This window comes from Sedimenticola sp. (assembly GCF_050289425.1).
In the GTDB taxonomy this organism is placed as follows: domain Bacteria; phylum Pseudomonadota; class Gammaproteobacteria; order Chromatiales; family Chromatiaceae; genus Sedimenticola.
Map to the genome: position 1 here is coordinate 13915 of NZ_JBNKFS010000030.1, position 19800 is coordinate 33714.

The window sequence follows — 19800 nt, forward strand, 5'->3', positions numbered from 1 at the left end:
CACTGATCAAGTACGCTCAGGATTTCTCAAAGAGTGCGATCGACTCCACATGGGCAGTATGGGGAAACATATCCATCACACCAGCCGAGACTAATCGATAACCGTGCTTATTGACCAGCTCACCGGCATCTCGTGCCAATGTACCCGGATAGCAAGAGACGTAGACGATACGCTCGATCCCCAATTTGGGGAGATGTTCAAGCACCTCGACCGCACCGGAACGGGGAGGATCGAGTAAGACTTTATTAAAACGCTCCCTCAGCCAGGGCTCTTTCTGCAACGATTCATAAAGATTAGCCGTGTAATAGCGACTATTATGCACACCATTTCCGAGCGCATTCTCCCTCGCTCTGGCGACCAGTCCGGCATCCCCCTCAACACCCACGACCTCTTTGACACTTTTGGCAATCGGCAATGTAAAGTTACCCAAGCCGCAAAACAGATCCAGAACACGGTCTTCCGACCCAAGATCCAACAGCCCCAATGCACGCTCGATCATGACGCGGTTGAGTGCACTGTTCACCTGGGTGAAATCATTGGGCAAAAAGTGGAGAGTCAATCCATAGGCTGGCAGGTCATAATGCAGATCTATCGGTTGTGACTGCAGGGGTGTCACCGTATCCGGTCCACCACTCTGGGTGTAAATAGCCACCCCCTTTTCCGCTCCGAACGCCAGGAGTTGCTCTGTATCGGTCGCAGATAGCGGTGCGAGCAATCGAAATATCAACACACAATCACTATCCCCCATGGCGACTTCAATCTGGGGGATACGCTCCTTGATGCTGAGTGATCCGATCAGATCGCTGAGCGGCGTGATCAGTTGTCCCACCTTGGGATGCAGGATCAGGCATTGGGAGAGATCGGCCACATAAGGCGTACCCCGCTCGCGAAACCCTACCAGCACCTTACCTTTTTTAGCCACATACTTGACGCCCAACCGGGCTTTTCGCCGATAGCCAAAGGCGTCGTTGCTGACAAGTGGCGGCAGGGTCGTTGCAGGTTGTACCTTTCCAATGCGTGTAAAGGCATCCAAAAGGGCTGTCTGTTTCGACAGAATCTGCGCTTCTGCGGATTGATGTTGCAGTGAGCACCCCCCACAGAGACCGAAATGGGGACATTCGGGTGTTACCCGATCCGGCGACGGATTGAGAATCTCAATGGCCTCCCCTTCATCAAAATTCTTTTGGGTTCGTGTATAGCGAAAATTGACCGTTTCACCAGGTAGTGCGCCGTGAATAAACACCGCCTTGCCATCAATATGCGCCACACCGCGCCCGTCATGACTCAGGGTATCAACCTTGGTCAAGACTGGATCTGGCGGCAACTTACGTCTTCTTGAGCGTCCCATGAAACTTTGTCAATCCTCAGGTCGGAAAAGCAACTGTATAAAATATCAACGGCAGCCCAATCGCTGCCGTTGTATCAGATGTAAACAGGCGTTCTGCGGGTTATTTCTGCACCCACCCCCCTTTTGCATTTTGATACCACCAGCCCCTGGCGGCTTTCTCTACCCAGGTACGGGCAAATGTGGCGCGAATCTCTGCCTCCCATTCGGGATGACCGTTGGCATCGGCAATCGCCCGATACAGTGCACTGCGGTCCCTGTTTTCACTGCTGATCAACCCCTGTGCCTTGTTGCGCGATTTCAAAGGGATCGCCGCAGCATCGTGTACCGCAATCATGGCATCGCGGGTAAAACCGATGGCGCCACTGTTATAGTAAGGGGTCAAGGCACTGTTGCGGCTTTTCATGCTGGCTTGCAGTTTCCGGATAGCCGGTGAACTGGCATTGAAATCAGGCTGGGCCGCCTCGGCGGCCGGGATGAAGAAATCCACGGTATCGGCCGCGATGGAGCGGAACAGGGAGTGCTGCAGCGACGAACTCTTGTTATCACTCTTATTCGGTTGTTGCGGCGCTTTTTCCTTGCCCAATATGTCATCGACTATCCGCCCAGCGGCCTCTTCGGCCTGTGCGGCAGGGAAATAGATATTGATGGTGACGCAGGCGGTAAGCAGTACCAGGATTGCCAGCACACCACCTATTCTTAATACTTTCATTAGGTTAGCTCCTTTTATTAGCATCGTATCTACGGCTATTTGATGACGGGCGCACCGCCTGATGCAATCTGTTTCAACTTGCTGACCAGCACCTGCCAATCCGTCTTTTGGTTGAATCCCATAATGTCGATCCGGGGTAGCCCACCCCCTTTGACCAGATAGTAGCCCCGCTCGGCGGGCTCTATGCCCCCCATGTGACAGACCCCATGCTCCAATCGGCAACTGATACCAAGGCGGTCGTAACCGAACTCCTTAAAAATCCTCAGGAAGCTCCGGGATAGCGCTCCCGAAACACCGGATCCGCCCAAATTGGAAATATTGTCGACCGCTTTTTGATTGATCCGATGCCGAGTTTCATCATCCCGTGGCGTATTGAAAGCGGCATCAAATGACACCGGTGTCCAGTTCTCCAACCGGAGGTCATTCACCCGCCCCTCCAATCTTCCGGTAATCTTACCAAATGAGAAGGTTCGGGTCAGAGTTTCCAGATCGATATCCCTCAATTCCAGATCGGCGCCCAATGCAGGCAGCGCACCAAACAGGTCATCCAGTTTCAGGTCTCGAACGACAATTGCTCCGTCAAATATCTTGACCAGTGCGATACCCTCTACGGCAATCACACCATTTTCATACGATAGACCGGGGATCATGCCGGAAAGTTGCCCCGCCAACCGCGGCCAGCCAACCGCACGGCTGATAGCCTCCATGCTGATCGGTGTCAGATACCCCTGAAACTGAATCTTTGGGCCCGCATCGCCCTGCTCCAATGCAAACCGTTCCGCTTGCAACACGCCATCCAGGACCGGAATAGACGCCTGATTGACCAGCGCCAGATTACGGCCAGAGAGATTCAGATCCAGCTTGGCGGCCCCCAGGGTGATCCCGCCAAACAGATGTCCACCCTGCCAATTCAAGTGACTATCGGTGGCGCTCCCACTCGACCAATTGAGTTGTCCATCCAGGTCGTACAGGGCAAATTGCCGTTGGTTGTTCTCCTCCCCCTGCAGACCTTGCTCTATATAAACATCTTTGAGTTCGATGCTGGCTCGGGATTCCCCAGGACCGACACTCAAATTCAGCGCCAATTTGCCCGCCAGCTCCATCGCTTCAAATTGCGGGTTCACCAATACCGGTAACAGATTTTCTCGAAACAGTTGTGATAGATCGGTGGGCGCTGTTTTCAGATTCAGCGACACCAGTTGCGGCTTATCCTGAAGGGAAACATTGGCTTGGCCTTCGGCTGAGATACCCTCCATCTGTTTAAACGTGAACCGCTCCAGATAGAGCTGTGCTTTAGCCGCTTGATATCGGTAATCGCTCTCCAGAAGCAGCGGGCGGTTAGAGGGAGAGAGATAAAACTGCGGTGTCAGCAGTTCACCGGAAGCGATTTGTAAACGTTGGTTGCCGAACCAGTTATCGCGTTTATGGGAAATATTGCCGCGCCACTGCCCCGATAACCCCTGACCGATGTAATCGCCCGGTTGATCAGAAAAGCTGACATCCCGATAGTCGATTCGGGTACTGCCGGAGAGCAGATGAGCGTCACGCCCTCTGAGATCCGCCGACAAGTTAAAGCCGCCGTGCAGGGCAAAACGCCTGATGGAATCGGATAGAGGCGTAGCAAGTCGCCCCAGTCGATCGATGTCAATATGGCGTCCTTCGACAGACAACTGCCACCGCCCGTTGTCAGCCTTTAAAACAAGCGCCACATTCCCTTTGGAAAAGGATATATTTTCAAGATATAAATCAATAGATTGTGAATCTATTTTCCAGTTAATTCTCGCCTTAATCCGTCGCTGTTTCTGGCTATCCAGAGTTAGATCCAGCAGACCCTTGTCGCAGATGATCTGCCTGTCGGCGACTTGACCGTGCTGACAATCAAAATGGAGATGCTGAATCGGTTCCGCCAGCAGGGGATGGTTGATCGTATCAGCAGAAAGAGTGAAGTGGTCCTGATCGGCGCTAAGATCAAGCTGCAGTGACACACCCTGAGCTTGCCAAGCCCCACCGTCCAGATCCCCCAGGCTAATTGATAAATGATCGGCCGCCGTCAGGGTAAATGTGCTGAACAGCAACGCACAAAGCATGGCTGCCGCACTGAATACAGCCGGTTTATTCAGCGGGAAACACACCCGTTGAAAGATAGCGGTCGCCCCGATCACAGATTATCGCCACGATAGTCGCATGCTCCAGTTCCTGCGAGAGTTTCAGTGCGGCCGCTACCGCACCACCGGACGAGATCCCGGCAAATATACCCTCTTCCATGGCCAACCGACGGGTGACATCCTCGGCCTCTTCCTGGGTCACGTCCAGCATACGGTCCACCCATTGCTTGTCGAATATCTTAGGGATATAAGCCTCCGGCCAACGCCGGATGCCAGGGATACTGGCCCCCTCCGCCGGTTGGACGCCCACAATCTCTATCGCCGGATTCACCCCTTTAAGGTAGTGCGACACTCCCATGATGGTACCGGTCGTACCCATGGCACTGACAAAGTGGGTGATTTCCCCACCGGTCTGCTCCCATATCTCGGGTCCGGTACCTTCGCTGTGCGCCAAGGGATTGTCGGTATTGGAAAATTGATCGAGAACCTTGCCCTGTCCCTGCTGCTCCATCTGTTGAGCCAGATCCCGCGCCCCCTCCATACCTTCCTCTTCTGTCACCAAAATGAGTTTGGCGCCGTAGGCACGCATTGAGGCTCGTCGTTCAACACTGAGGTTATCCGGCATAATCAGGATCATCCGGTAACCCTTGATTGCCGCTGCCATAGCCAGTGCAATACCGGTGTTGCCACTGGTTGCTTCAATCAAGGCATCGCCCGGTTTGATATCGCCTCGCGCTTCTGCATGCTGAATCATGCTTAGCGCCGGACGGTCTTTGACCGATCCCGCGGGATTGTTTCCCTCTAGCTTAACAAGAATGGTATTCGTGCTATCTCCAGGTAAACGCTGTAGACGCACCAACGGTGTATGACCGACAAACTGTTCAATAGTTGGGTAATTCATACGGCAAGGTTACAGTAGGGTCCTATGAAAAAAGATCATTCTATAGTATAGAACTGATATCGCTGGCAATTGCGGCGGCACAACCGAATAGCGTTAGTCTATCAATAACATAAAGAGAACAAAACAGAGCATCATGAGGTACAACCATCCTATCTATAACAGCCCCAAAAGGTATTGGGCTATCGGGGTCGGAGCCATCGCCTCCTTCTCTGTCCAGGCAATGGATGCCAACAGCGTATTACCTGAAGAGCTGTTTTTTAGTGATGTCCCCGTGGTGCTGTCGGCCACGCGCCTGAAGCAGCCCTTGCCGGATTCCCCAGCATCGGTCACCGTCATTGACCGAACCATGATTGAGGCATCGGGAGCGATCGAGTTAGCCGACTTGCTACGCCTAGTACCAGGCTTTCAAGTCGGTTACTACACCGGATCGAAATTTACCGTCTCATCGCACGGCAATGCCGACCGTTTTGCCCGTGACATGCAGGTGCTGATCGACGGCCGATCGATTTATGATCCGGCCTTCGGTGGCGTCACCTGGAGTGATCAAGAGCTGGATATCGATGACATCCAGCGTATCGAGGTGATTCGCGGCCCCAATGCGGCCACCCACGGCTCAAACTCCTTTGCCGGTGTAATCAACATCATCACCCAGCACCCATCGGAGCAGCCCGATATTCGGGTTAAAACGGTGTTCGGAGACGGCGGAAAAAAGCAGGTTTTTAACCGTTTCTCCGGCACAGAAGGTAATCTCGCATACCGTATTTCGCTTAAATATGACGAAAACAACGGCTTTGACAACCGCCATGACGACTCCGATACACGCTGGTTTGGCATCAGGGGGGACTACCAACTGAATAGCCGGGATGCCCTGCTCATGGAGCTGGGATCAAGCAATGGTACTCGTGAGGACGGGTTCCCGGCGGATGCCGAACAGCCCTTTCGCGCCACCGAAGATGATCACGCCTTCCAACAGCTGCGCTGGACTCGTAGCCTGGCCCCGGGCAATGAATTTTCCCTGCAGTTCTACCACAATTACCAGCGTGTGGATGACAGCTTCTCCGACCCCAATACCTTCGCGCCATTGGATGTATCTCTGGGCTACGGTTTCAAATCACAACGCTATGATGTGGAATTCCAACACAGCTATGATTTCAGCCCGGCCCAGCGGCTGGTCTGGGGGCTGGGTGCCAGACGGGATGAAGCCAAAGGGGTATGGACTTTCAAACACGGCGATTGGATGAGTCGTGATCAGTATCGGGCATTTGGCAACTTTGAGTGGCGCCTGCACAACAACCTGTTGCTAAATCTTGGCGGCATGTATGAAAAATTCGATCAAAAAGATGGGCTGTTCTCGCCCATGGTGGCACTTAACCTGAAACTGGACGAGATGAACACGCTCCGTTTGCGGGGCACCAGTGCCTACCGTATGCCTACGTTCTGGGAGGATTTTTCCGATCAATCGGTGGTATTGACCGGTGCCATGACCCCACTTCTCCAAGTGTATAAAACCAACGTTAATCTGCTACCCGAATATATCGAGTCATTTGAGTTGGGATATTTGGGGAATTTTCAGGAGACGGGGCTGACACTCGACATGAAACTGTTTCATGAAGAGATCAAAGACATGATTGCCGAAGTAAAGGACCTGGCTGCTCCCGGACAACCGTTTACCTATATCAACAGTGGCAGTTTGAATATCAACGGTTTTGAGATAGGCCTGCGTTGGGACCCCTCCCCGCGCAGTATGCTACACGTCGGATATAGCTTGACAAACACCTATGGCGATCAAATTAAAAAATACCCACCGACACTCCCTGAGCACTATCGGATGTTGGACCGCCGCGTGCCTCCATTAACCGTTAGTATACTGGGCAGCCACCAGTTTGATAACGGGATCAAACTGAGTTCAGCCTACTACTACATGGATGACATCAGTTGGGCGGGGGATGGTGATGATGTAGACATCAACAGACGGTGGGATATAAAAATTTCAAAGGCTTTTGAGCTGCAACGTGCTGAGGGTGAAGTATCGCTAATCTTTCAAAACATCGGACCAGACAATCATTTCCAGGATTTTCATACAGAAAACGTCTGGGGCGACCGAATATTTCTTGAAGCCAGTTTGAACTGGCATTAGCGATCCCCGGTCAAACTACTGGGTGCGATACTTTTACATGGAGGTTGTGTATGGGTTTTATTCTGAGGCACTGGCAGGCGTAACATTGTGACATGCCTGATCTCAAGTCCTTCTATTGATGGATGGTTGATGTCTGCAAGACGATGCAGAAAGCAACTCTGTGCGGTGCTGTCGATGGCCTGCATGTTGCTATTTACGTCGCACAGCTTTGCCGATCACGGGAATATCGTCGTTTTTAGCAGTGGCACCACCCCGGTTTATGACCAGGTAGCCACACAACTGAAACATTACCTTAGCGATCAGTGCCAGCAAATTATTCCTGACTGTATTCCGCATAACATTTACCTGCTTTCTCAGGCCGCCGACGGATCCAGCCTCGTCATACCGCCAAAAACAAAGCTGATCATCACGTTGGGACTACGTGCCGGTGAAGTGATGCGTAATATGAATACCGGCTTGCCTATACTTCATGCACTGATTTCCAGAAGCTCTTATCAAAAACTGGCCAGTGACATCAATCACTCCGCTATTTTTCTCGATCAACCGATCACTCGACAGTTGCAGCTTGCAAAAATAATCCGCCATGACCCGCATATCGGGTTGTTGATGAGCCCCATCACTCAACCGATCAGGGATGAGTTATTTGAGGAAGCGCTAAAACAGGATATCCCCATCTCATATCGCAGTGTCGATTCGTCAGAGATGGTGGGGCCACAGCTCAAAGCGGTGCTTGAAGAGAGCAATATCTTATTGGCCTTACCAGATCCCACCATCTTTAACCGTACTACAATCTTCAATATTTTATTGTCGAGTTATCACAATAAAACACCGGTAATTGGCTTTTCATCTGCTTATGTCAAGGCGGGCGCTTTGATCGCTGCTTACTCCACACCAGAGGATATCGCACGTCATCTTGCAGAATACACCAGCAATTATCTCAATTCCGGCACAGGAGAGTTGCCGGGCCCGTTTTACCCGAAATACTTCAGTGTTGCTGTCAATCAGAGTGTTGCCAGGTCACTGGGAATATCACTTCCGGAAGAGACTGATATTATTCGTCAGATGTTGGAAAACAGTCAGCCATGATAAAAAGGCGTCGCTATTCACGCATTAAAACACGGGCACTGTTTCTGGGGATCGTGCCTGCCGCCATCATGGCACTATCCCTGACGGCCTATTTGATTACCGCCCAATTGGACAATCTTGAGCTGGCCTTTAAGGAAAGAGGTAAAGCCGTTGCACAAGAGGTGGCGGCAGCCAGCTTCTATGGCATATTCAGCGGCGATATTGAATCACTATCGCTAAATCTGAACTCCATCGTTAAACGGCAGGATATTGTCTCCATTATCGTCAATGACGCACGTGGTAAGCTGCTGTTAAGTCTTGGTAAAGCGGCTGAAACCGATACGGATACAACGGCACATGACACAAAGCAAACATCCTTTTTCTTTACCTCCGTACAAAGCGGATTCCAATCCGCTACGCTGACAGACTATCCCGACCAGATACAATCCACGCAGAGTGAAATTGCGCCCAATATTATCGGGTCGGTAGTTGTAGAACTCGACAAAACCAGTCTCCTGGTACAGCAACGAAATTCCATCATAACCAGTCTTATCATCAGTATCACCGGGCTGATCATAACGGGGCTGCTTGCGGCGATACTAAGTCAAAAAATCACCCGCCCACTCTCAAAGCTGACCCAGGCAGTGATCCGCATGAAACATGGTGATTTTTCCGCAACCGTACCGGAAATTTCCAAGGGAGAGTTGCGTAGCCTGGAAGAAGGCTTCAACGCCATGGCCAAGACACTTAAATTCAACCAGGAAATATTACAACAGCAGGTCGAGCGGGCTACTTCAGACCTTACCCAAACCATGGAGGCGCTGGAAATTCAGAATGTGGAATTGGATTTAGCGAGAAAACGCGCACTCAAGGCCAGTCAAGCGAAGTCGGAATTCTTGGCCAACATGAGTCATGAAATCCGCACACCCATGAATGGCGTCATCGGCTTTTCAACACTACTTGTAAAAAGTAACTTAACGCCTGAGCAACGAGAGCTGGCTGAAACCATCCACAAATCCGCGACCGGGCTCTTAAACATTATTAATACCATTCTCGATTTTTCAAAGCTTGAATACGGAAAACTGGAACCGGAGTATGCGCCTTTTGATATCCGCTCCTGCTTCGAGGAGCCAATTGTATTGTTAGCACCGGCAGCCCATGAAAAACAACTTGAATTGGTACTGCTGATCTATTCGGATGTCCCTGCACAATTGATAGGCGATGAAACGCGCATCCGTCAGATACTGGTCAATCTGGTTGGCAATGCCATCAAATTCACCCATCAGGGAGAAATTATCGTTAGGGTAATGATTGAGGATGAAACGGATGAGTCCTGTCGACTGCAGTTCTCGGTAACGGATAGCGGCATTGGTATCAATGAAGCCATCCAAAAAGATCTGTTCACCTCTTTTCAGCAAGGTCCAAAAGAGACCACCAAAACATATGGGGGTACTGGTCTGGGACTGAGTATTAGCAAAAAACTGGCCGAGTCGATGAAGGGCCACATCTCTCTGGAAAGTACCGAGGGGAAAGGTTCCTGTTTCAGGGTTACCCTCAATCTACCCAAAAGCTCGGATGCCCCTTCCTCCGGTATCGATAAGCCATTCAAATCCAAAAAATGCGTTATCCTTGATCAGCATGTCATCTCCCAATTGTCGATTTCCCATACCTTGGAGAGTCTCGGCATGTCAGTTACGGAGATAGGCTGGGAGCATCTGGGCAGTGACCTTGTCGGTGACCAGGACTTGCTGGTCGTAGGCTTTTCTGCCGAGGAAATCGCTTCTGGAGTTACCACTGACCGGATATCGCGTCTACAAGATGTATCTTTACCCAGAAATGTACTGATATTACTCAGTAGCTCAGATGCTGCATTGCATGAATCAATTCAAGCGCTTTCCCAAGCACCCTGTATCTCAAAACCGGTCACCCGGACATCACTTAAGCGTATTTTGGATAAGATATTTGCTCATCCGTCCGCCTTGCCTACGCCACTGGAGTATCGAAATCCCAGCGGCCCCATATTCAAGGACAAGCGGTTCATCATTGCCGATGACAACCCGATCAATCTTCAATTAATATCGACAATCCTGTCCACCTCAGGCGCAGAGGTAGTTGAAGTAGATAATGGTGTGGGTGTAATCAATGCCTATAACGAACGCCGCCCAGACCTCATCATCGTCGACGTGCATATGCCGATCATGGATGGAAAAGAGGCCACCAGACGCATACGAGAAATGGAGCATGGAGAGAGACACACGCCAATCATCGCACTCTCTGCCGATATCATTCCCGAACACCGTGATGCGCTGTTATCTACCGGTGCGGATATCTACCTGACTAAACCTATAGACGATAATAAACTTTGGCAGGTAATTGGTAATCTGCTCTACGACAACCGTACGGCCACACTGGAAAATGTGATAACAACAGAGAGCGCCGAGGAAGTCGATGCCGGGGAAAATCCACCTATCTATGATAAGCAGGAAGCGTTGCGAATAACTGGCGGAAGAGAAGAACTGGCCATAGAGATGCTTAAGAAATTCATGAGTGGCCTTCCGCAGCAAATAGATTTACTCGAGACACACCAAGCAGACCGCGATTGGCATGCACTTGGTGAAGTGGCGCATCGGTTGCATGGCGCTTGTGCTGTATGCGGTGTGCCGGCGTTAAAGGCTGCCGTTTCCGACCTGGAGCAGGCGGCCATCCAGGAAGACATTGACTCGATCCCTTGCCTCATACAGCAGGTCAACGCTCAAGCAAAGCAGCTTTGCGAATCCAGCGAACTGTTGCAGGAGAACGGGTAATTCACCACAGAATAAATACCCGCCCTACTCACTACCGCTGCAGATTCTGAAATATTCAGTTCCGAAAGATGGACCGTTCTTTTTTTACGAACTGTGACAGTACCACAATAAGCAGTATCAAAAGATAAACCGCATACACACCTATCATTGTCTGTGGCATGGTGAATCCGAAAAATTGCCACTGGATCTCATCACAAAAACCTGTTGGTTGGAACATCCAGGGTATCCACTCATCCAGCTTGGCCCAACCGGGATAACTTGCGACAAAATCACAGGTGTTGGAAGGTGATGGGAACAGTTGAATGCCGGTATGTTTTAGCGCCAGTTGCAACCCCCACCCGGCGCTGCCACCCCAAATCAATATCGCCAAACCGCGAACAATTAAAAGCTCTGGTGCCAATATCGCAATTAAACCGGAAAGTACAATACCCATTACAGCCGTTCTCTCATAGACACAGAGTACGCAGGGGTCCAATTTCAGTTGGTACTGGAAATAGAGTGCTGCCGCCTCCAGTGCCAATGCGGAGCAGGCGAGTAGCACCCATGGAAGACGGTTTTTCGATAGTCGATTGAAAAATCTCAGCATGTGCGAACCAGATAGTGCTTCGAAAAGAAAGCAGGCAGCCATTTGGGCTGCCTGTGAACGTGACAATGTCAAGGATACCTGTGAGAAAGTATCTCTTCAATGGCAATCTTTCGCCAAACCGATCTATTCACTCAAAGTGTATACCTTCTAGGACCGGTCCTTCCTCCTCTTCACCCGTTTTTCGTAATCTGATTGACCGCATCCTACAGATTGCGTTAAACCCGATGTCATTTTCCATACCCTCATCCGCTATTTGCCATGGGATCGACCGGCCGCTTTGTAACAGGAAGCAAATCGATTGTTTATAAATTCATCAAAATCAACCTGCTCCTGGCGCACATACCCCTGAAGCGGTAGTTTGCCGGTAAAGAAAAGATCCAGAATGGCACAGAGACTGGCAGCCGTCGTGATCTGGATGGCACCCCAATGCTCACTCCCGACGTCGCCATGATAGATCTTTCGGCTGTCGGTGATTTGCATGAATTTTCCATCAATGATGCCTGTGGCGGTAACCAGGATCAGCACGACATCTTGGCGGGTGACGGCTAACGCCGTTTCGAATATCTGTTTCAGCAAGTCCCGCTGCTCACCCAACTTAAGGTCATTGATCAAGAAGTTCATCAGATACTGATGTCCTTTATAGCGAATGGTCTTATAGGTCAGATCCGATACCCGTCCCTGCAACGTCTCATACAGCGTGCCCAACCCACCGGAAGTATTGAACGCTTCATAGGAGATGCCATCCAGTGAAAATGTCTCCAAACCTTCCAGCGGCGTCAGTTCCACATAACGCCCGGCACGTATGGCATGGCAAGGATTGCAATATTCATTAATCAACCCCTGGGTAGACCAGGTCAAATTGTACATCAGGTTATTGGTGGGAAATTCCGGTAGTGCACCGACACGCAACTTCAAATTATCCAGTCGATCAAACTGCTGTGCCATATGGAAGCCGACTATGCCGATAAATCCGGGGGCCAAGCCACACTGCGGCACAAAAACTTGACCGGAAGCCGCCCTTTCTCCAATCAGCTTGATGGCATGGGTTGTCTCATTGTCTTCAGTCAGGTCGAAATAGCTGATACCGGCCTCTGCTGCCGCTTCGGCGATGACGGGATTGATATCATAGCCACAGGCGGAAACCACCGCATCACACGCCTGCAGTACAGGTTTAAGGCACGCCGACCCACTGATCTCCAGCAACTGTTTCTCGATCCGCCGGCTACCGTTAACCGCATCCAGGGAGTGACTGGACTGATCCATCAGAATAATCCGGTAGTCGCCGCAATCGTCCAGCAGCCTTGCAATGGAAGCACCAATGCGTCCTGCGCCGATTATTGCCACGCTATGCATATCTCCCCCATTTCGGTCTCACTTAGGTATAAAATAACAGACGCCACCACTCATGAACCCGCAACCAGTTGTGGTAAAATCGATGCCCTACTATTGAAAAGCTTAGCACTCTTCGGTTGATTTATTGGCTTATCTCTCGGCGCCACCAATCTACAGACTAGTCTGGCCACAACATCTATTTTTCAGATTTCATACACTTATGTCTGACAGCAAAACCCTCATGATCCAAGGCACTACTTCGGATGCCGGAAAAAGTACATTAGTCGCGGCACTTTGCCGCGTATTCAAGCGTCGGAACTTATGCGTAGCGCCCTTCAAACCACAAAATATGGCACTGAACAGCGCCGTGACACCGGAGGGTGGAGAGATTGGCCGGGCTCAGGCCGTGCAAGCCCAAGCGGCCGGCCTGGATCCCCATGTCGATATGAACCCGGTATTGTTAAAGCCCAATACCGATACCGGCTGCCAGGTTATCGTGCAGGGGCAGCCTGCCCAGAACAATATGGAAGCGTGGGGCTACCATGAATATAAACCCCGGGTTATGCCACCCATTCTCCAGTCACATAATCGGCTTAAGGAGACGTACGATTATATCTTGGTCGAAGGGGCTGGCAGTCCGGCTGAAATCAATCTGCGCGACAATGACGTCGCCAATATGGGATTTGCGGAAGCGGTGGATTGCCCGGTACTGCTGGTGGCGGATATCGACAAGGGCGGCGTCTTTGCCCACTTGGTCGGTACTCTGGCATTGTTATCAGATACCGAACAGGCCCGCATCAAAGGATTCATTATTAATCGCTTCCGAGGAGATCTGAGCTTTCTTCAGCCAGGCCTTGACTGGCTGGAACAGCACACCGGTAAACCAGTTCTTGGCGTCCTACCCTATCTGGCAGGACTGCATCTTGAGGCAGAAGACAGTCTGACTGAGTCAGGGGTTACCCCCAGTGTCGATCAACCGCTTCGGGTAGTGGTTCCCTGGCTACAACGAACCAGCAACCACACCGACCTGGACCCCCTCTCACTACACCCGCAAGTTGATGTTAAATGGATTGGTCCCGGAGAGACGATTCCATCGGCAGACTTGATTATCCTCCCAGGATCAAAGTGCGTACGGGCTGATCTGGAGTATTTAATGCAAAGCGGCTGGGAACAGGCTATTAAAAAGCATGTCCGTTATGGGGGGAAGGTACTGGGTATCTGTGGCGGATTCCAGATGTTGGGACGGGCCATCCACGATCCCCAAGGTATAGAAGGCCAACCTGGCAGCAGTCTGGGCTTGGGCATATTGGATATGGAAACCACTTTGGAGAAGGAGAAACAACTGCGCCTGGTGACCGGAACGCTCACGTTGGGCCAATCTGTTCCGGTGAGTGGTTATGAAATTCATATGGGCATCAGTCGCGGTGCGGCACTCTCCAGACCCTTGGTCAAACTGGAACAAGGCCAGGACGGCGCCCTGTCTACTGACAATCAAGTTGCCGGCACCTATCTACACGGTCTGTTTGAAGCCCGATCAGCCTGCAATGCACTACTGTCTTGGGCAGGGCTGGAGCAACCCGAAACACCTGACTATTTCCAACTTCGCGAGGCCGGTATCAATCGACTGGCGGACGCCGCTGAAGCATATTTGGACATTGAAGCAATCATTCGTATTATCGAAGACGACAACTCATAACCCGCCTCTGCCAGCGGTAGTGAGCATGTCTAACGGATACTGAATAAACTCATTGTCAGCCGGCAAGCTTCTGTGTGGCCTCAGGTTTCATCACCAGCAGGTTTTCTGTCAACAGTTGCGGATCTGTGGTCAACAGTCTCTCCATGGCGTCTGCCGTGACAGGTGGACACAGGTAGTAACCTTGCACCCATTTACAGTGGAGTCGGCGTAGTGTCTCCAACTGCTCCCTTGTCTCAACACCCTCCGCCACAACCGAAAGGCCAAAATCCTTTGCCAGTCGGAGCAACGAACCCACCAGGCGCTTACCTTTTCCTCCGGGAGCCATATCCTGCACAAAGGTTTTGTCGATCTTTAACACATTGAAACTGTAGTTTTGCAAATAGGTCAGTGAACTGTACCCTTTGCCAAAATCATCGGCACTCAACTGAATACCCAGCTGACGAAGACTCGCCATATTGCTGATGGCCGTATCCTGGTCTGTGATTAACAGGGTCTCGGTCACTTCACAATGCAGATGGATCGGATCAAACCCCACTCGGTCTAGCGTATCCTTCATCACCTGAACAAAACCCAGGTGACTGACTTGTCGCGCTGAGAGGTTCACCGAGAGAAAACGGGGTGGCAGGTCGCTGTACTGACTGTTCCACTTTTGCACCTGCCTACAGGCACAATCCAATACCCATTGTCCGATCTCCTGTATCACATCTGAGCTTTCTGCAATCGGGATAAACAAGTCCGGTGGAATATTACCCAATATTGGGTGTTGCCAGCGAAGCAGTGCTTCAAAACCATCCACGCGATCGGTAACAAGATTAATGATGGGTTGGTAATGAATAGAGAGTTCTTGTCGCTCAAGCACGGTATGCAGGTCGTGCTCAATACGTGTCGTTTTGGCTACTTCATCATGCATTTCGGGTTCAAATATGTCGATGCGGCCTCTGCCCAGATACTTGGCACGGTACATAGCCGTATCGGCATCCCGCAGAATCTCATCCGGGGATTGATATTTTCGATCACCATAGCAGATACCGATACTGGCACCCACTTTTAGTGATTGCCCCCTGATCTCAAAGGGTGTCTCGACCGAATGAAGAATACGCTCAGCAACCAGATAAGCCTCCTGTGGTTTAGACAAATCGTCAAGTAGAAAGGTGAACTCATCACCCCCCATCCTCGCGACGGTGTCTGAAGGACGCAAGAGACCGCTGAACCGACCAGAGACCTCCTTCAGTAGTTGATCCCCCACGGCATGTCCATAGCTATCGTTTAGATTTTTAAAACGATCGAGATCGACAAAACAGACCGCAAACAGATGTGTTCGATCTCGTTTTCGCTTGGCCATGGAGACCTGCAATCGGTCGCTGAAAAGCGATCGGTTCGGCAAACCCGTCAGTGAATCGTATAGAGCACCGTGCTCCAGTCTGGCCAATAACGCACTCCGTTCGATATGTCGACGATGCGCATAGAGACCAAATGTCATAAATCCGATACTACCTGCCAACCAAACCACGGCGTGGGTAACCATCATGGAACGCGTCGTCTCTTTTTCAGCGTCCAGATAGGGCTGCATGGGAATCGAAACGCTCACCCCACCTCGCAAGTCCCCATCCCTGAAGCCCAGAACCGCATGACACTGTTCGCATGCCTTAATCATGTACATCGGCTTCATATAGCGCATATAGGGTGCGCCATCGATTTCTGTTTGCTCGTAAATTTCACTAATGGATTCACGCTCAAACCGGTCAAGAGCGGCCCGTTCCCAAGCATCCGCTTTGTTAACCGGGTTCAGGGTGATTTTTCCGGTTATTTTTCCCTTAATCCCATAGCTGTCTTCAAATTCATTGGTCAATTGCCGAAGCATATAGGCGGGATTCATCAAGGTAAGCTTCATCCCCCCCGTCGTCTCGACATCCCGGCGTTTGAGATGGGCCAAATATGGATTCGGGGGGGTGCGCTCGGTCACCGGAACATAAACGCCGCCGTGTTTGGTCGCCCATTGACGAAACGCCTGGTCCTTATTCCAGTTGGATTTGGCTGCACTGATGGCGAGATTGATTTTTTCGTTTTGGAGATTGGTGATATTCCAATTAAGGGAATAACCGACGAGTGAACTCCAGACCAGCAGACCCAGCAGCACCATTTTCCCAATGGGCAGTTTGACGAAAGCGGTTAGCTGTTGGTCAAGTGATTCCACACGATTGCCTGAAGCAACGGATATCCATTTCTAAAGTAGATCCTATCGGCAAGTTTGAGTAAAACCTATCTCAATAACCGAAGGGTAGAAAACACAAAACCTCGTGCCTATATCGGTTATCGGTCAATTGTATCTAGACTTGAATCGACCGTCGTGAACCCGCCTAATTAGTCTTTATATTCCCTATCCAGATACTATTCGCTGTTTCATATCCCGTACCGCATCCGCCAAACCGGAAAAAACCGCTCTGGAAATAATAGCATGGCCGATATTGAACTCACTGATGCCGGGAATGGCAGCGATTGCCGCAACATTATGATAATCCAGACCATGTCCGGCATTAATCTGCAGTCCCAAATTCAGCCCAAAATCAACCGCTTGTTGAATTTTCAGTAAAGCCCTCTCCTTCCCCATACGGTTCTGGGCGTCCGCATAGTGACCGGTATGTATCTCAACTGCCGGAACACCAATATTGTGGGCCGCTTCCAGTTGCTTTTCATCGGCATCGATAAACAGAGAAACCTTTATGCCGGCCTCCATTAATCCGGCACAGAAGTCGGTCAGCGCCGCTTGATTAGAAATGACGTCAAGCCCCCCTTCTGTTGTCAGTTCCTGACGGCGCTCCGGTACGATGCAACAGTCGGAAGGGGCAAGGCTACGCGCGATTGCCAGCATTTCATCGGTTGCCGCCATCTCAAGATTCATCCGTGTCTGAAGGACACTCGACAACATTTCCACGTCCCGGTCCTGAATATGTCGACGATCTTCACGAAGATGTACCGTAATCAGATCCGCGCCCGCTTGTTCAGCCACCAGTGCCGCTTGTATAGGCTCCGGATAACGGGTACCCCTTTGCTGACGTAGGGTCGCCACGTGATCAATATTAACGCCCAACAATTTCCGATATGACATATTCATGATTTTATTCGTTTAGATACCTGTTACATTCCGATCATGTGTAGGGGTCACGGTAAGCACTCCGAAATAACTCCCTACTTTTCAAAGGCTTATCGCCAATATAAAAGCCAAGCACCGACCGAAGAAAGTTGCGAATCTCTCTTAGTTCCCCGGGTTCACCGAGCGTACGCAAGTTCAAAGATAACAACGCCCGTCCACTAGTGGCATGTAGACTATCCCGAGAGCACGCAATCAAGCCACTCTCCTGGACAAACTGATACCACTTCTCCGCCACAATTAGATCCCCCTGCTGCGACTCCACACTCAGATCTATGCCGTACCCCAATTCATTCAACATATCCAGCTCGAAATAACGCAGGGCTACCTCATCAACTCCGCTTCCGGCCAATCGTCCCAGCAATTGTTGATAAAGATAAAACAGTTTTTCATGTGGATCGTTGCGCTGTAACAGCCGCATCAACAATTCGTTGACATAAAATCCACAGAAAAGCGCCTGGCCGGTCAACTGCAGCACCCGTCCGTCCGCTTCATAGTGAGTCAGGCTCTTGATCTCACCCCGACCACTCCACTCAACTTGCAAGGGGATAAAGGGCTGGAGCAGGCCTGAGGCCGATTTTCCCCGTCCTTTTACCCCTTTGACGATGGCCGGAAAACGGCCCTGCCGCTCAGTGAAACACTCAACAAGAAGACTGCTGTTTGAAAAATCCCGTCGATGCAGTAGATAGGCAGCAGACAAGGTACCGATCCGGGTAATGTTCAATCACCGTAGCCCAGCCGGGACAAGGCGCCTTCGTCACTGGACCAACTCTTCTTTACCTTTACCCAAAGCTGTAGAAAAACCTTTTTGTCAAAAAACTTCTCCATCTCTTTACGGGCCTGGGTACCTACCTCTTTCAAGGCTTCACCCTTCGCGCCAATAATGATGTTTTTCTGGCCTTGGCGTTCCACCCAGATCAGGGCATCTATCCGATAAAGATTACCTTCCTCCTCAAACTTTTCTATCTCCACCGTCAATGCGTAAGGGATCTCTTTGGCATAACGCCGGGTGAGTTGTTCACGGATCAACTCCGCAGCAAAAAACCGCTCGGAGCGATCGGTCAACTGATCTTCAGGGAAAATCAGTTCACCCTCCGGTAGACAAGCTATCACCTGCCTCTCCACCGGTTGAAGATTGTCCCCTTTGCGGGCTGACAGGGGGATTACCGCGGTAAAGTCGAATTTCCCAGCGATACTCTCCAGATAGGGCAACAATGCCTCCTTGTTTTTTACGGTATCAATCTTATTGACTACCAATAACACCGGCATATTCAGCTTCGACAGGGCATCCAACACAGCCTGATCTTCATCAGTCCAGCGTAACGCCTCAACAACGAATAGAATCACATCCACGTCTGCCAGGGCTGATCGTGCGGTACGATTCAGGTAGCGGTTCATAGCGTGATCCCCGCGTTTATGAATACCCGGTGTATCCACGTAGATAATCTGATCAGAATCCGTTGTCTTGACTCCGAGGATACTGTGACGTGTCGTCTGGGGTTTGTGGGAAGTGATAGCCAGCTTCTGTCCGATCAATCGGTTCAGCAGGGTTGACTTACCCACGTTGGGTCTACCGACAATGGCACAAAATCCACAATGACCTTGCTGTTGATCAGACATTCTCTAATTGCCTCAAAAAGCGACTGGCGGCATCCTGCTCCGCCTTTCTACGGCTACTGCCAGTCCCTTCGGTTTTAATGTTTAACTCTTCCACCTGACAACAGACGGTAAAGCACTGCTCATGTTGCTCACCGGTAATACTGACGATAGTGTAAGTGGGTAACGGGTTCTTTCGCGCCTGAAGCAGCTCCTGCAGCCGCGTTTTGGGATCTTTCTGCTGGGACTTTTTACTCAGCGTTGCCAACTTTTCCTCAAACAGGTCAAGAATAACCCGCTTTGCCTCCATGTAGCCGCCATCAAGATAGACGGCGGCAAACAGAGCCTCAACGGCATCAGCTAAGATGGAACC

General features: G+C 50.8%; 15 protein-coding genes. 4 read left to right on the top strand and 11 right to left on the bottom strand.

The window, feature by feature from the left end; genetic code table 11:
* Nucleotides 1-16 precede the first annotated feature (16 nt).
* From rlmD to cysM, 4 genes are all read right to left on the bottom strand, one after another.
* Nucleotides 17-1348 (bottom strand): 23S rRNA (uracil(1939)-C(5))-methyltransferase RlmD, encoded by a 1332-nt coding sequence (gene rlmD / locus ACQY5R_RS16655; RefSeq protein ID WP_428610278.1) that lies wholly within the window; start codon nucleotides 1346-1348, stop codon nucleotides 17-19.
* 100 nt (nucleotides 1349-1448) lie between these two features.
* Entirely contained in the window at nucleotides 1449-2057 is a 609-nt protein-coding gene (locus ACQY5R_RS16660; protein WP_428610280.1) for a YdbL family protein, read from the bottom strand.
* Between the two features lie 35 nt (nucleotides 2058-2092).
* Complete coding sequence (locus tag ACQY5R_RS16665; protein WP_428610281.1) at nucleotides 2093-4219, bottom strand: hypothetical protein; 2127 nt, start codon at nucleotides 4217-4219, stop codon at nucleotides 2093-2095.
* The gene (gene cysM / locus ACQY5R_RS16670; RefSeq protein ID WP_428610283.1) at nucleotides 4170-5063 is read right to left on the bottom strand and encodes a cysteine synthase CysM; all 894 of its coding nucleotides are present in this window, start codon (nucleotides 5061-5063) and stop codon (nucleotides 4170-4172) included. Before cysM ends, ACQY5R_RS16665 begins: the two co-directional genes overlap by 50 nt.
* Nucleotides 5064-5196: 133 nt before the next feature.
* Here cysM and ACQY5R_RS16675 point away from each other — a divergent pair, with 133 nt between their 5' ends.
* The 3 genes from ACQY5R_RS16675 (at nucleotide 5197) to ACQY5R_RS16685 (ending at nucleotide 11069) form a co-directional block, all read left to right on the top strand.
* Complete coding sequence (locus ACQY5R_RS16675; RefSeq protein WP_428610285.1) at nucleotides 5197-7200, top strand: TonB-dependent receptor plug domain-containing protein; 2004 nt, start codon at nucleotides 5197-5199, stop codon at nucleotides 7198-7200.
* A 129-nt stretch (nucleotides 7201-7329) separates the two neighbouring features.
* The gene (locus tag ACQY5R_RS16680) at nucleotides 7330-8286 is read left to right on the top strand and encodes an ABC transporter substrate-binding protein (RefSeq protein ID WP_428610286.1); all 957 of its coding nucleotides are present in this window, start codon (nucleotides 7330-7332) and stop codon (nucleotides 8284-8286) included.
* On the top strand, nucleotides 8283-11069 hold the full coding sequence (locus tag ACQY5R_RS16685) for an ATP-binding protein (protein WP_428610288.1): 2787 nt from the start codon (nucleotides 8283-8285) through the stop codon (nucleotides 11067-11069). Before ACQY5R_RS16680 ends, ACQY5R_RS16685 begins: the two co-directional genes overlap by 4 nt.
* A gap of 55 nt (nucleotides 11070-11124) precedes the next feature.
* On the opposite strand, the gene dsbB is transcribed toward ACQY5R_RS16685, so the two are convergent.
* On the bottom strand, nucleotides 11125-11697 hold the full coding sequence (gene dsbB, locus ACQY5R_RS16690; RefSeq protein ID WP_428610301.1) for a disulfide bond formation protein DsbB: 573 nt from the start codon (nucleotides 11695-11697) through the stop codon (nucleotides 11125-11127).
* 207 nt (nucleotides 11698-11904) lie between these two features.
* The gene (locus ACQY5R_RS16695; protein ID WP_428610290.1) at nucleotides 11905-12999 is read right to left on the bottom strand and encodes a saccharopine dehydrogenase family protein; all 1095 of its coding nucleotides are present in this window, start codon (nucleotides 12997-12999) and stop codon (nucleotides 11905-11907) included.
* A gap of 208 nt (nucleotides 13000-13207) precedes the next feature.
* On the opposite strand from ACQY5R_RS16695, the gene ACQY5R_RS16700 reads away from it, so the two are divergent.
* A complete protein-coding gene (locus ACQY5R_RS16700; RefSeq protein WP_428610291.1) occupies nucleotides 13208-14683 on the top strand; it encodes a cobyric acid synthase in 1476 nt (491 codons plus the stop codon).
* 55 nt (nucleotides 14684-14738) lie between these two features.
* On the opposite strand, the gene ACQY5R_RS16705 is transcribed toward ACQY5R_RS16700, so the two are convergent.
* The 5 genes from ACQY5R_RS16705 to ACQY5R_RS16725 all read right to left on the bottom strand — a co-directional run.
* Nucleotides 14739-16877, bottom strand: a complete 2139-nt coding sequence (locus ACQY5R_RS16705; protein ID WP_428610292.1) for an EAL domain-containing protein — start codon at nucleotides 16875-16877, stop codon at nucleotides 14739-14741.
* A 183-nt stretch (nucleotides 16878-17060) separates the two neighbouring features.
* Complete coding sequence (gene pdxJ / locus ACQY5R_RS16710; protein WP_428610294.1) at nucleotides 17061-17795, bottom strand: pyridoxine 5'-phosphate synthase; 735 nt, start codon at nucleotides 17793-17795, stop codon at nucleotides 17061-17063.
* Between the two features lie 34 nt (nucleotides 17796-17829).
* On the bottom strand, nucleotides 17830-18555 hold the full coding sequence (gene recO, locus ACQY5R_RS16715) for a DNA repair protein RecO (RefSeq protein WP_428610295.1): 726 nt from the start codon (nucleotides 18553-18555) through the stop codon (nucleotides 17830-17832).
* The gene (gene era, locus ACQY5R_RS16720) at nucleotides 18552-19451 is read right to left on the bottom strand and encodes a GTPase Era (protein WP_428610297.1); all 900 of its coding nucleotides are present in this window, start codon (nucleotides 19449-19451) and stop codon (nucleotides 18552-18554) included. Before era ends, recO begins: the two co-directional genes overlap by 4 nt.
* Nucleotides 19444-19800, bottom strand: a 357-nt coding sequence (locus ACQY5R_RS16725) for a ribonuclease III family protein (protein ID WP_428610298.1), incomplete at its 5' end; no start/stop codon positions are given. The genes era and ACQY5R_RS16725, both read right to left, overlap by 8 nt.

Excerpts from the sequence above, each read along its gene's own strand:
- rlmD (WP_428610278.1), bottom strand. The coding sequence starts at position 1,348 with ATGGGACGCTCAAGAAGACGTAAGTTGCCGCCAGATCCAGTCTTGACC.
- ACQY5R_RS16660 (WP_428610280.1), bottom strand. The coding sequence starts at position 2,057 with ATGAAAGTATTAAGAATAGGTGGTGTGCTGGCAATCCTGGTACTGCTT.
- cysM (WP_428610283.1), bottom strand. The coding sequence starts at position 5,063 with ATGAATTACCCAACTATTGAACAGTTTGTCGGTCATACACCGTTGGTG.
- ACQY5R_RS16675 (WP_428610285.1), top strand. The coding sequence starts at position 5,197 with ATGAGGTACAACCATCCTATCTATAACAGCCCCAAAAGGTATTGGGCT.
- ACQY5R_RS16680 (WP_428610286.1), top strand. The coding sequence starts at position 7,330 with ATGTCTGCAAGACGATGCAGAAAGCAACTCTGTGCGGTGCTGTCGATG.
- ACQY5R_RS16685 (WP_428610288.1), top strand. The coding sequence starts at position 8,283 with ATGATAAAAAGGCGTCGCTATTCACGCATTAAAACACGGGCACTGTTT.
- dsbB (WP_428610301.1), bottom strand. The coding sequence starts at position 11,697 with ATGGCTGCCTGCTTTCTTTTCGAAGCACTATCTGGTTCGCACATGCTG.
- ACQY5R_RS16700 (WP_428610291.1), top strand. The coding sequence starts at position 13,208 with ATGTCTGACAGCAAAACCCTCATGATCCAAGGCACTACTTCGGATGCC.
- pdxJ (WP_428610294.1), bottom strand. The coding sequence starts at position 17,795 with ATGAATATGTCATATCGGAAATTGTTGGGCGTTAATATTGATCACGTG.
- era (WP_428610297.1), bottom strand. The coding sequence starts at position 19,451 with ATGTCTGATCAACAGCAAGGTCATTGTGGATTTTGTGCCATTGTCGGT.